This window comes from Chryseobacterium sp. RU33C, assembly GCF_900156015.1.
Taxonomy (GTDB): Bacteria; Bacteroidota; Bacteroidia; order Flavobacteriales; family Weeksellaceae; genus Chryseobacterium; species Chryseobacterium candidae.
The window spans coordinates 46,436-62,674 of the sequence record NZ_FTMT01000007.1 but is presented as its reverse complement, the minus strand read 5'-3'; the positions used below and the strand labels follow the sequence as shown (position 1 = coordinate 62,674).

Annotated in this window: 13 protein-coding genes; 2 read left to right on the top strand and 11 right to left on the bottom strand. The window is 32.3% G+C overall.

The genetic code is table 11. The features are described 5' to 3' along the window. Window position 1: 1 nt before the first annotated feature. The 6 genes from BW946_RS08110 to BW946_RS08085 all read right to left on the bottom strand — a co-directional run bounded on the left by BW946_RS08110 (window position 2) and on the right by BW946_RS08085 (window position 5,990). Entirely contained in the window at window positions 2–793 is a 792-nt protein-coding gene (locus BW946_RS08110; protein WP_076595694.1) for a hypothetical protein, read from the bottom strand. Continuing rightward, window positions 793–2,145: a hypothetical protein gene (locus BW946_RS08105; RefSeq protein ID WP_076595693.1), complete on the bottom strand. Its 1,353-nt coding sequence runs from the start codon at window positions 2,143–2,145 to the stop codon at window positions 793–795. The genes BW946_RS08110 and BW946_RS08105 overlap by 1 nt, the downstream gene beginning before the upstream one ends. A 17-nt stretch (window positions 2,146–2,162) precedes the next feature. After that, window positions 2,163–3,329, bottom strand: coding sequence for a TlpA disulfide reductase family protein (locus BW946_RS08100; RefSeq protein ID WP_076595692.1), 1,167 nt, complete (start codon window positions 3,327–3,329; stop codon window positions 2,163–2,165). A 146-nt stretch (window positions 3,330–3,475) separates the two neighbouring features. After that, the gene (locus BW946_RS08095; protein ID WP_076595691.1) at window positions 3,476–3,682 is read right to left on the bottom strand and encodes a hypothetical protein; all 207 of its coding nucleotides are present in this window, start codon (window positions 3,680–3,682) and stop codon (window positions 3,476–3,478) included. A gap of 75 nt (window positions 3,683–3,757) precedes the next feature. Continuing rightward, complete coding sequence (locus BW946_RS08090) at window positions 3,758–4,327, bottom strand: 2OG-Fe(II) oxygenase (RefSeq protein WP_076595690.1); 570 nt, start codon at window positions 4,325–4,327, stop codon at window positions 3,758–3,760. A 19-nt stretch (window positions 4,328–4,346) separates the two neighbouring features. Continuing rightward, the gene (locus BW946_RS08085) at window positions 4,347–5,990 is read right to left on the bottom strand and encodes a vitamin K epoxide reductase family protein (RefSeq protein WP_076595689.1); all 1,644 of its coding nucleotides are present in this window, start codon (window positions 5,988–5,990) and stop codon (window positions 4,347–4,349) included. Window positions 5,991–6,528: 538 nt separating this feature from the next. Here BW946_RS08085 and BW946_RS08080 point away from each other — a divergent pair. Beyond that, window positions 6,529–7,287 (top strand): glycosyltransferase family 2 protein, encoded by a 759-nt coding sequence (locus BW946_RS08080; RefSeq protein ID WP_076595688.1) that lies wholly within the window; start codon window positions 6,529–6,531, stop codon window positions 7,285–7,287. A gap of 207 nt (window positions 7,288–7,494) precedes the next feature. Here the strand turns inward: BW946_RS08080 and BW946_RS08070 are convergent, their stop codons facing one another. Further along, the gene (locus tag BW946_RS08070; protein ID WP_076595686.1) at window positions 7,495–8,724 is read right to left on the bottom strand and encodes an aminotransferase class I/II-fold pyridoxal phosphate-dependent enzyme; all 1,230 of its coding nucleotides are present in this window, start codon (window positions 8,722–8,724) and stop codon (window positions 7,495–7,497) included. A 157-nt stretch (window positions 8,725–8,881) separates the two neighbouring features. Between BW946_RS08070 and BW946_RS08065 the strand changes: the two genes are divergently transcribed. Continuing rightward, window positions 8,882–9,340, top strand: a complete 459-nt coding sequence (locus BW946_RS08065; protein WP_076595685.1) for an Lrp/AsnC family transcriptional regulator — start codon at window positions 8,882–8,884, stop codon at window positions 9,338–9,340. A 26-nt stretch (window positions 9,341–9,366) separates the two neighbouring features. Here the strand turns inward: BW946_RS08065 and BW946_RS08060 are convergent, their stop codons facing one another. The 4 genes from BW946_RS08060 to BW946_RS08045 form a co-directional block, all read right to left on the bottom strand. Continuing rightward, entirely contained in the window at window positions 9,367–10,449 is a 1,083-nt protein-coding gene (locus tag BW946_RS08060) for a serine hydrolase domain-containing protein (protein ID WP_076595684.1), read from the bottom strand. Between the two features lie 196 nt (window positions 10,450–10,645). After that, window positions 10,646–11,677 carry a bestrophin family protein gene (locus BW946_RS08055; protein ID WP_076595683.1) on the bottom strand — a complete coding sequence of 344 codons (1,032 nt, stop codon included), beginning with the start codon at window positions 11,675–11,677 and terminating at the stop codon, window positions 10,646–10,648. A 206-nt stretch (window positions 11,678–11,883) separates the two neighbouring features. After that, complete coding sequence (locus BW946_RS08050; RefSeq protein WP_076595682.1) at window positions 11,884–13,956, bottom strand: alpha-ketoacid dehydrogenase subunit alpha/beta; 2,073 nt, start codon at window positions 13,954–13,956, stop codon at window positions 11,884–11,886. 75 nt (window positions 13,957–14,031) lie between these two features. Then, window positions 14,032–16,155, bottom strand: coding sequence for a S8 family peptidase (locus BW946_RS08045; RefSeq protein WP_076595681.1), 2,124 nt, complete (start codon window positions 16,153–16,155; stop codon window positions 14,032–14,034). Window positions 16,156–16,239 lie beyond the last annotated feature (84 nt).

The following is a 16,239-nucleotide window of genomic DNA, read 5'->3' as shown; positions in this document are numbered from 1 at the left end:
ATTATTTTGTGGATCTGTTAGTTAAAAGGAAAATAAGGTCATGATTATTAACGCAAGATTTATTTTTCTTTTTAAAAGGAATATTTTTTTCTTGAGAAAAATAAAGTTTGTAGAGTTCATATAGACTTTTGAGCAGAATTTTGTGTTTCCTATTTATGGTTGCCAAAATAATAAATGAAATTTCATCATGATACAGGTTAATCGTATCTGAGTTATTATTAAAGTAATTGATGAAAAAAATTATATGGTTAATTAATGAATCTGATGTCTTTCTAATATCTATAAAATTAAGGCAATAACTGTATTTCAATAATATCCTGCTACAATTATGTATTTGCTCTTTTGTTAATTTTTTATTTGATATACATAAATCAAGATAACAATCAAGTTTATTTATAATTAGTTTGATGCATTCTGCATGTATGAATTTTCGGTAAAATTCTTCATTTGGATTTTTGTCTCTTAATCTGATTATTAAATAGTTGGTTAAATCTAGAAGAATGTCAATATTAAAATCCTTAACTGAAAGTTCTTGCATAGTTACTTTATAAACATGATCGTCAAAATCTTCTAAATAGAGATCAGTATTAATATTTATATATTTACTAACATTAAGGAAAGATAAAGTCCACCCATAGCTAATAATGTTATTAAAATTTTGATTTATAGAATTTGATAACTCATCTGTTGCTTCATTTAATAATTTCTGGGCACATAATTGATTTGCTTCTTTTTCAGAGAAAAAAAGCTTAAGAATATTGCAATACGAATCATTAATAAAAGCTAAATCCATTATAGTATAAATACTTCTTCATCTATTTCAAGTACTTTTTCAGTAGTAATATTTAAAATGGAGATCTGTATGGGATGATGTAAATTGAATTTCCCTTTATTTAGACCAAAAAGCTTAAAATCTAACATTTTACTAAATATTTCTGTAAATAAAGCATCAACCTTATACACTTTTTTAAAACAAATTGTGGTATAATTTTCCAGCTCAATAGCGGTATATATCTTTAGTAATAAATAATCAGGAATTATTAAATCAGAAGCAAAGTCAAGTGCTTTTTCCATTTGAAATGATGGTTCTGTATAAACAACGTTGATATTAAAGTACTTTTTAATATAATTTATTACTATCTTGTTATTTGTACTTCGTATTAATAAATTGAATTTCTTTAAATCAATACGAAAAGTATCCAATTCTTTTTTTCTTTGCTTTATTAATTCTACAATAGGATAACTGCAGTTTGCTTCCTGAATACTTTCAAGATTTTCGTCATACCATGGAGGATAATAAGTATAATCCCTCTTATAAAAGAAGTCTTTCCTATCAGTATGATCTCCAGAATAATGGATAATAGAATTTTTTTTCCAGTACTTTATATCATCTGTAGGAAAAGAAAAATCTATTTCCGGATGAATTTTTACAACCATATTAAAATACCATAAATTCCATAGAATAGCCCACATATCTGCATACCACGGTTTAATATCCTTTGTTTTATGGTTGGGATCAAATAATTTTTTTTGTTTTTCATGAATAATAAAATTATCCAATAATAAGAACAAACTTTCAGCGTCAGTATAAACTTTTTTCCAAAATTTTAAATTAATATTTTTTAAAAGATACTGTGCTCCTCCGGCATCCGTATCATTATCAGAGATTAATCGGAAGTCTATACCCACTATTGCTGCCATCTTTTTTAAAATACTTTTGTTGGAGTTGTCAATTATATATGAACTGTCTAAATAAGAACGAGTATCTGAAACATAATTAATGTTATCGCTAAGTTGCATGATACTTGGAATTCTACTTAGAATAATATCCGAATCATGATAGAATATTTCTTTATTTTTTAACCATGGATATTTTTGCCAATGTTTAGTCAAGAGATGAGGTCTTATGGAAGAAATATATTGAGGGCATTTACGAGTGTCAGGATATGTAAAGAATGAGGCATAATCTTTATTGTTTTCAATAAATTCAATAAATTCTTTTTTTAATCCAATTATATTATGATATCCAACGATGATATGGATCTGATCTTTACTTATTCCTAAAGAATGAAAATTTCTTATTTGTATTTCAAGCTGCCAAATGAAATAGCGATCATCAGGTTGGGCAGATATAAAAATAGGCATTGTGATAAAAAGAATGTTTATTTGTTCAATAATTCATCAATTATAGATTCAAGGTTATCATCATAATCAAATCTGTGTGTAATTTTTAAATCTTTGTTGATCAGTATTTTAGTAGGAAGGGATTGGATTAAGTATTTTTCACCAATATTTTTGTCATCAATTATTTGCGGCCATATTCCAATCTTATCTTTGATGATTGCTTTTTTCCAGGCTGCTTTTTTTCCCTCATCATCTGCTATGCCAATAATGATAAAGCCCTTGTCTTTGTACTTATTATATATTTCAATAAGTTTAGGATTACCTTTTCTACAGGGGATGCACCAGCTTGCCCAGAAATCCAGCAGAATATATTTCCCCTTATAATTCATTAACGAGACATTTTCGTTATTATAACCCGTTGCTTGAAAATCTATAGCTTCCTTTCCGGGGAAATTCAATTTTAATTTTTCAATATAGTTTTTAAGTTGTATTCCATATTCATTTTTTTTAGATGATGTACTAAGCGTTTTATAGTACGAACTGAGTTCAGAATATTCAAATTCCGAATAGTTCTCTGAAAGTAAATATAAGAGTGGATATGAATTCGGATGACGAGAAAGATGTTTCTTTAAAATGGTAAAGTATTGATCTTTTTTTTCAAGCTCTGAGTTGATAGAGTCGAGTCTGACTTCCAGCAGTTCATCGGTTTTACCGTTGATTTTGTAATAGGCTGCATTTAAAGAATCAGCTATATTTTGTAATTTGATTAAATCTCTGTAAAATTCTTTAGAATTTGCATATTCTTTATTAAATGAATCATATTCTTCTTGTGAAATTCCACCTGTTATTTTGGCAGTTTGAAAATTTGTGCTATTGATCGTTATTTTTATTTCAGAGCCGGGATCTATAAACAATCTTTGCGTAATGCTTTTATTGTTTAGATTACGAGTCCTTTCTTTTTTTAATACAGTTATAAAACCATGCTTGCTTTCTGTTATTTTTCCTGTAAATCGAAATTTTCCATCTTTTATTTTTGTACTATCCCATTTTCTTTCTCTTTTCTCTTTTCCTAACCTCAGATAGCTTAAATAAATATACTGATTATCCTGACCATTAATTTTTCCGCTAATAGTAAATGTATTTTTATTCGTTTGTGAAGAATAAAAATTATTTAATAATAGGATTAATAATATATGATATTTCATAAATTATAATTATTTTTAATGAATATTTTTTTTAAAAAAACATTGTTATTGTTGAAAATTTCTAATATGGAATGCATTTTCTTGAAGAAGGAATATTACAAATATTAAGAGGCTGACCTTTTGGACAGCCTCTTAATTTCAGTATTTTATACGCATACTGAATACTCAGAGCTTTCACAAACCAATCCTGAACAGCATTTTTTACTGGTTGCATTATGGTTGCAACTTGCTCCTTTTTTTAAACAGCTACCACCGCTGGAATAATCAATTCCTCCTAGAATGTTTTTTAATTGCTCTTTGCTTAAAAATTCATTTACGTTAAGATCTAAATCTTTTAAACTAATTTTTTTCATAATGAAATTGTTTTTAATGTTGATGATCTTTGTAGCCAGATCACCTTAGGCTATATTAATTGTATTTATTTCTAGCTATTCTTTTAATATAAGATCTGTTCTTAGAATATATTTAGTGCCATTTATTACTTTTTGTCCAGCATGGAGCAGTTTATGCGGAAACATTACAAGTTTACCAACTTCAGGAAGGACTTGAAAGGTTTTAAATGATGTTTCCCCCCCCTTAAACTCATCATTCAGATAAATGAGAATAGAGTAAAAGCTCATTTCACTGTTTGAAATTGTACATCTAGAATCAAAGTGTTCCTTAAATTCATCGTCTTCTAAATATTTATATATTCTAATTTCACTATTTACAGAAGAAGGTGTAAAATTACCGGATTTTAACAAACTTATTTCTTTAGGTAATCTTTCCCAAATAATTACTGCTATATCATTATTGTCAATAACAAGTCTTTTTAATTCTCTGTCAACAAAATTATTTTTTTCAGGATTTATTTTATTTAGCACTTCTTGAGAATCAACTCTTGAAATTGGAAAATTTACTTTTTCAGAAAAATTAATCAGATAATTACATTCATCAATATCTAAGAAACTTTTTATTTCCCATACATCAAATTCCTGGTTTACTAAATCTAATTTCATAATAAACGTTGTTGCAAAATTAATTGGCAAAAATGTCTTCTAAATCATTTATTGAATAAACATCTTCATTCAATTCGTATCCATTTATGTATATTGTTGGAGTTGCCTTAATATCTACTTTGTCACACCATTCACTCATTGCTGATAGCTTGTGCCCTTGTTCGTTAATTTCTTTGTTTGTTAGAGGATATTTTTGTGAAAATATGTTATAATCTTTATTGATTTCTTTTGAAACATACCAGTCATTTAATACATTATGCATGTCTGTTATTTTTTTTTCTGCTAATGCCATAAAATGTTTTACTGGTTTAGCTTTAATGTCATGTTCATAATCACTAGCTGTAAAAATAATTCGAAGTTTTACATCATTATTTTGATTAAGAATATTTTCTAGAATAGGATGTGCGTTAGCACATGGTGAACAGTATGGATTACACACTTTTATTATTTCATTTTTTGCGTTAGGATTTCCCAAAACGATACCTATATCTCCAAAATATTGTATTTTTTTTTGTTGTGATAGAATGCTATAAAAAACATTAGTATTTGCTTTTAAGCGCTTCCAGCGTAATCTATATTTATCAGTTAATTTGTAATTTTTAATTATCGGGAAAAAAGTGATTGAAATTAATGATAAAACACTATAGATTAGTAAAATTTTTATAATTATTTGAAAATCAGTGTTTTTTAGTAATTCTAGATGAGTGTAGTAAAATTGGAACGCAAGAGTTACTTGCATGAAAAGTATAATTTGTATAACTAAGCAGAGCAAACACCATTGTTTGATAATTTTAAATTGATAGTATAAGGAATAGAATATGTAAAATGAGGCAAGAATCGAAAAGAAACTTAAAATATTTATTACTGAAAAGTTAGACAACCCAAATAAAAACAATGTAAAGAGCCCGGATGCGAAATAGCACAAGCCAAGTACAGACCATTCCAAGCCATAAAAAGTTGCTCCTTGAGATTTTAATACAGCACCACAATTAACACTTTGGATGCCTGAACAGACTTTCCTTAAAAAAGGATTTTGACTGTCAATTTCATATGAAATAATTAAAAAAGAAATAGCAAAACCAACAATAGAGAGGCTAAGAAAAAAATAACCATAGACTGATATTAAATCAGTATAATTTAAAATAATAATGTTGGTTATGGCTAAAAATAAAAAAGCAATTAAAGGTAAAGCTTTTATAGCCCTTTTATTATTTTCATATTGCTTTTTTTGATTAAAATCTTTTTCACCACTAAAATCTTTTTTTTCAAATAAAATAATCTTATTGCTAGTCCATTTTTCAAATATTTCTTTTTTTTCTTCTTTCCATTTTAAATTAACAGGATCATAATATATAACTAAATTAGATGATATTTTATTTATTATAGTAATATATTCTTGATCCCATCCCTTTTTTTGGATTGGAATTAGAAACGGAGTTTGAAAATCTTCTAAATGATTATTTCCCATTTTTATTGCTGCAGAACTTACACCAAAAGTATTTAATGTATCGGTAATGGTAAGCAGACTGGGAAAGTATGTATGGTTATTTATTTTGTCCTTTAAAGAAGTATTTGTAACTTTTATTTCTAATATATTAAATAGAAGCTTACATATTGTAAACAGATTATCTTCATGTTGTGTAAGTTTTCTAAGAAATCTCATTTGAATTTTATATTGATCCAAAATTATTTTTAATAAAAACTAATTACAAGTTTTGTTTTTAAATATTTGTTATTTTCTACTAATTGTGATTTATTTTTGATTTTTGTAGGTTATTTTTAATTGATTTTATTTTAATACTTGATAATATTGTATATACTAAATTTGATTAAAGATTCCCAAGAATAATGCTAAAAAGCGCATGTGTAAATCTCTCAAGTGTTTTACCTTTGTTTTATATCAGACTAATAAGGCATTGAAACAGGCTAGCCACGCATCCATTCGTTTAATGACAAACTTCTTTTGTGGAATTCTATATCAAAAAAAACTTCTCTTTCTGATATATTATCATTCATTTTGTTAAAATTTATGTTCTATTGATACTTTTGTATCCTTTTTTATTTGCTCCAAACGATAGATAAGAACAAAGTTCTTTTTTTATTATATCTTTGCTTAACAAACTTTTTTTGAAAGAATTATACAACTTTTTCAGTTGATATTCATTCTTTCTTTTTACTTGAACAAGTTCACATTCCGATATATGAAAGATTTGTATATTCAACACAAAATTGTTATATTAATTCCTTTTAGAAATGCAAATAAATATATTGTTGAGTGCATTAACTCTATAATTATACAGCAATATTCTCCTTACGAAGTTTATTTATTGGATGATGCTTCTGATGATATGTTGGATGAACAAATAAAGAAACTTGTAGAAACTACATCTAATTTTCACTATTCAAGAAATAATAATAGAATTGGTGCACTAGCTAATATATATCAGGGATTAACTAAAATATCTATTAATGAGAATGATATTGTTGCAATTGTAGATGGTGATGATCAATTGTTTGGAGAACATTCGTTATCAATCATCAACTTCACATATAATAACTCTTCAGCCTATCTTACTTATGGACAGTTTATCGATTCATATGGTAATACCAGTAATATATCACCATACACAAAAGATGAATTCAAAAAACTAAGATTAGCTCCATGGAAAGCAACACATCTTAAGACATTCAAATATAGTCTGTTTAAAAGACTTTTAGGTATAGATCCTGCTGTGAGTATTCTTAAAATAGATGACACCAATTTTTACCCTTCTACTTATGATATGGCTATCATGTTTCCATTAATGGAAATTGCTGGATTTGAAAAATGTATTTGTATATCCAATGTGCTATATTGTTATCGGCTTCATTCACAAAATGATCATGCAACATCAGAAGGAAGGAAGCTGCAGATAGAATCAGAAGAACATATTCGTTCAAGGTGTCCTATTAAGGCATGAAAAGTGATTTTTTACGAAAGTGGTAATAAAAAGCCTTTAATTGGTTTTATAATACTTCTTTTATTTTCCTGTGTTGAAGTTTTAGCATTTTGAGGAAGTATTTTTCCTAATAAAGCACTTGTTGAATTATCTTTTTTTATGTGTTGATATGCCATATCACAAAAAATAAAGACCGTTGAATTAAGAACGGTCTTTATAATAATAAATTTAAATGGTAGAAATGTTTTCATGGTGGTTAAGAACTCCTACTTTCAGCATACACTCCTTCATTTTTTGGTAAGTTCTTTTGATATCATGGTCAAGACCAATGGAGAATCTGATCAGTCCGTCAGAAATGCCTATGGAAGCTCTTTCTTCTTCGGGGATCTCAGATGAGGTAGATTTTCCAGAGCATGAGAATAGGGTTTTATAAAACCCTAAGCTTACGGCAAGATAGCCCAGGTTTTCGGCCTGCATCAGTTCCATCAGTTCGTTTGCTTTTTCTGTTGTTCCGGCATCCAGAGTCAGTAGTCCTCCGTATCCGTATTCATCATGAATCATGCTTTTCATTAATTCATGGTTTTTATGGGAAGGTAAACCCGGATAAGAGATCTTTAGTCCGTCTTTTTCGAATCTTTCAGCCAGATACATGGCATTGTGACTATGTTGTTTGATTCTGATATGCAGGGTTCTCAGATTTTTTAAGATGCTTGAAGATCTTAAGCTGTCCATGGTTGGGCCAAGAAGCATACATGCCCCGGAATTTACATTTTTGGTGTCATCAATAAATGACTGAGCTGCACAATATACTCCTCCTACTGTATCACTGCTTCCGTTGATGAACTTTGTCAAACTGTGAATCACCACATCAGCCCCGAATAATGTCGGAGAGATAGAAAGAGGCGAGAAGGTATTGTCTACAATCAGTTTCAGGTTGTGTTTTTTACAGATTTCGGAAAGCTTTCTAAGATCTGCCACTTCAAGAAGCGGGTTGCTCACACTTTCGCAGTATATAACTTTAGTAGTGGGCGTGATTGCTTTTTCTATCGACTCAAAATTGTTGATGTCAACAAAAGTGGTAGCTACATTGAATTGAGGGAAGAAATTTTTAAGAAAAGCATAAGTTCCTCCGTAAATGGTGCGGCTTGAAATAATATGGTCTCCACTTTTGCACACCTGCATCAAAACAGAAGTGATCGCTCCCATTCCGGATGCTGTAACGTTGGCGGATTCTGTGTTTTCCATCTTGGCAAGAGCCTGCGCCAGATAAAGATTCATTGGTGATGAATGTCTGGAATACAGATAGCATCCTTCTGCATTTCCTTCGAAAGTATCAAACATGGTCTTTGCAGAAAGGAACGTATAGGTAGAGCTGTCTGAGATAGAAGGATTCACTCCTCCGAATTCACCAAAATACTGAAGATCCTGGATCTCGTTGGCTGCGTTAAAGTTTTCCATAAAAATTGTTTTTATTTTATCGCTCCAATTTGCGTTAATTTCCTAATAATTACAATATAAATTTGAATTTATAGAATATAAAACTGTAAAATTTTGTTTATTTAGAAAAAATATTTAGTATCTTCGATATTGTTAAACTTTTACCAAAAAAATATCTATGGAACTTGACGAAACTGATAAGAAACTTTTGTCTTTTTTACAGGAAGACTGTAAACAAACCACCAAAGAACTGTCCGGCAAGCTTGGTTTATCTGTTACAGCAATTTATGAGCGTGTAAAGAAGCTTGAAAATTCAGGAGTTATTTCAAAATATGTGGCTTTACTGGACAAGAATAAAGTTAAGAAAAATTTTATCGTTTTGTGTCATGTGAAACTAAGCCAGCATAAGAAAGAATTTGTCCTTCAGTTTGAAAAAGAAGTGATGGATCTTCAGGAAGTAACAGAGTGTTTTCATGTAAGCGGAGATTATGATTATATCCTTAAAATAGGAGTGAAAGACATCGAAGACTACCGCAGCTTTATGCTGACGAAACTTACGACGCTTCAGCACATTGCAAGTACACACAGCTCTTTTATGATTTCTGAAGTGAAAAATACGACAGCGATTGTACTATAGATTATTGATCAATTTCCAGTCAGTTATCAATCTGCTTTGGTCATTTTGTCAATAAAATGATGAAGTTTTTTGATATCAGCCCTGCCTTTATTTTTATCATTCAAAAAACAGGTTGTTACGATGACCATTTTTAGGTCAGGAATGATGCAGATAAGTTGCCCACCATATCCGGTGGCTACGAAAGCCTGATGTCCGTTTGTTTTTCTTCGCCACCAGTAATAGCCGTATCCGTTGGCATCCGGCATTACATCCCAGGAATCCAGTTTTACATGTTCTGAAGTAGATTCCTGAATCCATTTTGAAGAGACGATCTGTTTGCTGCCCAATTTTCCGTTATTGAGAATCATCAAACCAAATTTCAGCATGTCTTCAGGTTTCATAAACATTTCCGAACCACCAATATTCCTGTTCATAGAATCCGTGTCCCATCTTGGGGTATTTATCTTTAATGGTTTAAAAAGATTGTCAGCTGCAAATTGTTTCAGGCTGGTCTTTACCACCTTTGCCAAAGCAGCTCCGAAAAGATGGGTTTCACCACTGTTATAGTTGAATACGGTTCCCGGATATTCTTCAAAAGGAAGATCCAGGACAAATTTGACAGGATCACCGGAAAAAGACATGGCTGTTGAAATTTTTGAATTTTCAATCCAGTCAAAACCACCCTGCATGGTCAGAAGATTTTTTAGCGTTAATGTATTTCTGATAGAGTCATGAGCTGCCTTTCCTTCAATATTGGAAATGTTTTTGAAACTGCTTCTTGAGACATTATATTCCGGAAGAATTTTTAAAACCGGAGTATTGAGGTTGGGAAGGATGTTTTTATCCTGTGCAATGCCTGCCAGAACAGAGACGATACTTTTGGTTACAGATTTTATACTGAAGATCGTTTCTTTGTTGGCTCCATGGAAATACTGCTCATAAATTACCTTATTGTTTTGTGAAACAATGAAAGAGCCTATGGAAGGAATACTGTAGTTAATTTCTTGGGTGAATTGGTCTGTAAAGTCTTTAGGTAATTCTTTGTTGAAGGCAGTCTGTGACTTCAGTTTAGAGCAGAACAGGATAAGACATAGCATTGTCATAGCCTGCAGGAATTGCTTGGATCTCATTGTTTACAAAAGGAAGGATAAAATTATTAGCTGATGAAAAAAGTAAAAGCCAAATCAATTAAGATGAATCAATATAGCTTATGCTTTCAATGCTTCTAAATTATGAAAAACAATGAACTTTAAAACATATTTTACTGAATATTTCTGGTTTTTATCGAAATTCTTAAATTCTTTTTTTATAGAATGAACTCAGAAATTACACTAAGACTCCATTTTTGGAAGCAATAGGATCAGGCAGATCTGTTTCTCCACTCATCTGAAGGAGGTCTATTTCAATCGTTCTGCAGATTGAAAGCATCGGAACATCAAACATTAATCCTGCAAAAGGATTTTCAGAATAATCTCCTACCAGCTCCATAATAATGTAAATCCATCCGATGATGATGCAAAACGGAATAGAGGTCCAGATTCCCCAATCGCCAAGTTTTGCAAATTCATTGACCAATCCAAGCGGAAGAAGCATAATGAACAGAATGTTGAAAACAAAGGCTGTGCTGGCAAACTGTCTTGGAGAAGGGAATTTCTTGATTCTTTCTGCCTGTCCCTGGAAATTATAGAATTCGTTCAAAGTGTTTTGAAGCTGAGTCTGGTTGAATTCTGTAATGGCATTCATGTTTTTCAGTTCATTGATATCTTTGGCCTGCTGGGCAATCAGATATGTAGCAAAGTTTTTATAATCATTTTTTAGCTCGTATTCTTCTTCTGAAAGATATTTGTGCAGGAAAATTGGCGCTCTCCCATAATCAGGAAAACCAGCCTTAATCAATCTGTTTCTTCGCAGGTTAATATTCCCGAATTTATTATTTTCTGTACTGATATGTTCCCATTCTGTGGGAATCAGAAGCTGTTCACGGAAAGTATATAACCATGCAATATGACGATAAACGATTCTTCTTTTACGGTCTTCAAGATCAAAAACACCAATTTCTTCATTTTTTGTATCAAAAGCATACACCATAGAAGCAAATGAGCGGCTGGAATTCACAATTCCTCCCCAGATTTTTCTGGCTTCCCAAAGTCTGTCATAGGCCTGGTTGTTTTTGAAACCCACAAGGAATGCTTCTGCTGTACCAATCAGAGCTACAGGAACCCATGGAATTGTCATCCACTGCCAATTGAAAAAATAGAATAAGACAGCTATCAGAGTACACCAGATAGAAATCAGTATAAGATGAAAACCTGATAAATTGAGAACCTGTTTGTAATTGACGTATTTGGTTGTAATCATAAAGATAGATGTGTTTTGCGTGTATAGACAAAATAAGTACCAAACTGGGATTAATTCTATTTCGTATATCTGTCAGATAATGGATAATTGAGTTTTGCTGGTTTATAATAGACTAGAATTTAGATTGATAATCTTAAATAAAAGTAGTGAAAAAATTGCATAAAAAAACCTCTAAAAATATGTAGAGGTTTTAAGTTTATGTAAAATTAATATTTAAGCATTTCTTCGATTTTACTGCTGAGCTTTTCAGCATTTGGGAGCATTTCTTTTTCCAGTACCAGATTGATCGGAACGGCAGGTACATCCAGCGATCCCATTGTTTCTACCGGAGCATCAAGATATTTGAAGCAGTTTTTAGAAATACGATGAGCAAATGCTTCTGCAAAAGAGTTATTAAGCTGTTCTTCAGTAAGAACGATGCATTTTCCGTGGGCTTTCACTCTTTCAAAAACAAGTTCTTCATCCAGAGGAATTAATGTTCTTAAATCAATTACTTCAACTCTTCCATTGAAGTTTTTGGCTGCTTCTTTAGCCCAGTAAACTCCCATTCCGTAAGTAACGACTAATAAAGTTCTGCCTTTTTCAGTTTCATCTTTATCAGCTTCAATGATCACTTTACCTTTTCCGAATGGAAGAACATAATCTTCAGCAGGTTCTATCGTTTTAGCATCTTCAGTTCCCGGAACTTTGCTCCAGTATAATCCTTTATGTTCCAGCATTACTACAGGGTTCGGATCATAATATGCTGCTTTTAATAATCCTTTAAAATCGGCAGCGTTACTTGGGTATGCTATTTTGATTCCTTTGATATTGGCTAAGATACTTTCAACACTTCCACTGTGGTAAGGACCGCCGCCGCCATAGGCTCCGATAGGAACACGGATGATGTTGCTTACAGGGAATTTTCCACCACTTAAATAACTGGATTTTGAGATTTCTGTAATTAACTGGTTGATTCCCGGATAAATATAATCTGCAAACTGTACCTCAACGATAGGTTTTAATCCCACAGCACTCATTCCCGCCGTAGATCCAATGATATAAGCTTCCTGAATGGCTGTATTGAATACTCTTTTGCTTCCGAATTTTTTCCCTAACGTCACCGTTTCACGGAAAACTCCACCAATTCTTTCTCCTACATCCTGTCCGTAAAGAAGCGCTTCAGGATGTTTCCACATCAATTCCTGTATAGCGTGGATGGCAGCATCTACCATGACAATTTTTTCTCCGTTGGCAGGCTCGCGTGTTCCTGTTTCCTCTGTAATTGGAGTAGGAGCGAAAACGTGCTGCATTACGCTTTCAGGCTTTGGATCTTCAGCATTTTTAGCTTTTTCGAAAGCTTCTTCTGCTTCAAGACGTGCTTTTTTAGTGATTTGCTTTAAAAGATCCTCATCAGTACCTGTTTCCAGTAAATGTTTTCTAAGGATTTCTCCCGGATCTTTAGCTCTATGTTTTGTTAAATCTTCTTCGTCTCTATAGAATTCTCTTCTTACTCCGGAAGTGTGATGACCAATCAATACCGTTTTTGCACAGACAACCAAAGGTTTTCTTTCTGTTCTTACAAAGTCTACGGCTTTTTTCATGGCTTCGAAACTTTCCACAAAATCAGTTCCGTCTACTCTCATTCTGCTTAATCCGGTGAATCCTGCTACAAAATCATAAGCGTCACATGTTCTTGCTTCGTCTTTAGTTACAGAAATTCCCCATTCATTATCCTGAACCAGGAAGATAATAGGAAGCTGGTGTAAAGCGGCAAACTGTAAAGCTTCACTCACTTCACCTTCCGTAACGGAATTGTCTCCAAGGCTGCAAACCACAACAGGATTGTTTTCAAATTCCTGAAGACTAAAATCCTGAATGTATTTAATTCCCTGTGCTACTCCTGTTGTAGGAATGGTCTGCATTCCTGTAGCAGAACTCTGGTGAACAATTTTGGGTTTATTTTCATCCCTGCTTGAAGGGTGTGAGTAATAAGATCTTCCTCCTGAAAAAGGATCATCTGCTTTAGCCAGTAATTGAAGCATTAACTGATAGGGTTCAAAACCGATTCCCAAAAGAATACTTTCATCTCTGTAATAAGGAGAAACCCAGTCTTCTTTCCTGAGCTGATAAGCTGTTGCAAGCTGAATAGCTTCATGACCTCTGGAAGTACTGTGAACGTATTTGCATACGTTTCGGTTTTCTTCGTAAATGTCTGCCATGGCTTTGGCCAGCATCATATGATTATACGCTTTGAGTAATATATCCTGAGAAACTTTTTCGTGAATTGCATTTTCCATAGGAAGCAAATATACATAAAAAAACAAAATACTAACAACTGTTAGTATTTTGTGAAAAATCTTTGTTTATAAAGGTTATTCCTTGATCACTTTTTTAGAAATAACATCTTTGTCTGTTTTTATTTCAATGATGTAAATTCCTTTTGTGTAGGCGGATAAATCTACTGCTTCTTTATCATTGTTAATAATACCTGTTTGTAGTTTTTTACCTGAAAGATCATAAACATTAAAAGTCGACTTTTTAGGAGCTTTTAATATATTGGTAAAGTCTTTTACCACAGTTGGAGCTACTGTTACAGCATTCATTGCAAATCCGGTCTCTTTAGCTCCCAGTACTTCGGTAAATCCTGTTACGATGACAGAGTAGTTTTGGGGAGAAGTAACACTTGGGGAAGCGTTATTTTTTAATGTTCCTTTATGGGAAATTTCAATTCTATAAACAGCTCCTGGTGTTGGGTTGTCAATAACTACCTGTTCTACGTTGTCTACTGTGTTATCCCCTTTTGTTGCAGGCAACATAGGATTGTTTGCATTCAGTTTCCAAGGAAGGTATGTTGTATTGTTTGCTGTATTGATAATCTTTACATCTAAATCATTAATTAATCTTGAGACTCTGTTGTTGTATAAATTATCCCATTGATTCGTAATATTGGTATATTCCGGATCAATCCAGGATATGGTTACTTTTAAGGGTTCAGATCCTGATGCTTTAACTGTTTTAGTATTAATACTACCATTATTTAATGTTTCATCATTAAATATGATGGTGTTGTTGGATTTTCCTACAAGAAGTTCAGCACCTTTTTTGGCATTAATGTATCCCCAGCCGTACCATGGATCTGGACCTATTTGACCAGCTTCAAGAGCAGAATGCACCATTAAAGTTTTTGAAGCAGAAGCAATAAGCTGAGCATTGTTGAATAACGATTTATAAATCTGCATCCAAAGTCCAATAATCCCAGCTACCTGAGGGGCTGCCATTGAGGTTCCGCTATTAATTTGCCAAGTTATACTTCCTGTTGTATTTTCTGCTGTAGAAGCCATCCAGACATCGGTGCCCGGAGCAGAAATATCTGGTTTTATACCACCATCATCTCTAGGACCTGCGCTGCTATAATCAGACTTTAAAACATCTGTAGCTGCAGTATATCTATTATTGTTTGTTGTAATAGGATCAGTTGCGCCAACTACAATAATGTTTTTAGCCAATGAGCCGTAACCTATACAGTCATAGCCCTGTGCACAGTTAGCAGGTGGTTCTGTACCTGTTGCATAAGTAGAATATCCTGATCCGTTATAATAATAAGCTGTTGTAGTACTACCTAAATATCCTGGTCCGAATCCGAAATAATTTCCGGCAGATTTCACGATAGTATACGTTGGGTTATTATACACAATAGCATCATATGATCTGTCGTTTGTATAATAAGTTCCCATTAGATCGTAATTAGTTCCGGAAATATAATTTCCTCCCCAATACCATCCGTTGGCAGGATATCCGTTTGCCGTAGTTTTATAATCCCAGGCAGCATTTATACCATAAGAGTGATTGGATATTTTAGGTTGGGCCAGCAAGATTTTATCAAATACAGTACTTGTAGTTGAGTTACCAGGTAATGTTGTTGTTGCAAATCTGTAAGAATCCATTGTAGAATTTAATGCAATTCCCATTGCATTTCCTATGATTGTCACCCCGTTACTGGTACCTGATAAAGGTGAAGATTTCGCACCGATAATACTTGCTACACCTGTTGAATGGGCACTATAAGCATTAGTAGCTGCTTCTTTGTTGGAAATTCTACCTGCCGCGTTATTAAAAGCGGTATGAGCTTCATAAATCCTTCCTCCATCAAAAATTGCATATACAATTCCTTCACCTTTAAATGATCCGGCTAGTCCATTGACACCTCCCGCAGTTGTTAAGGCATCAACATTGTTATTTAAAATTTGAGTTTGATCTTCTGACTGATAAAAGTTTGGAACATTTCCACTAAACCCTGCCAGATTTTCTCTCATTTCCTGAATTTTTTTTTGAGTTTCAGGATTTCTATCACTACCAAATCTTTTTGAAACATAAGAGTCAAACTTTTCATTATTCTCTTTGTTTTGTCTTTCAAATTCTCTCTTTAAACCATCGTTGTTTTGTGCACTTACTAAAGCTATTGCTAATGTGCTGATGAGAAGTAGATGTTTCTTCATGTTAGTTGTTGAAATATTAAAATTGTAATCCTTCAAATATATGGTGAATATTTAATTATTGATAATTTTTGGTAAATAATTCTA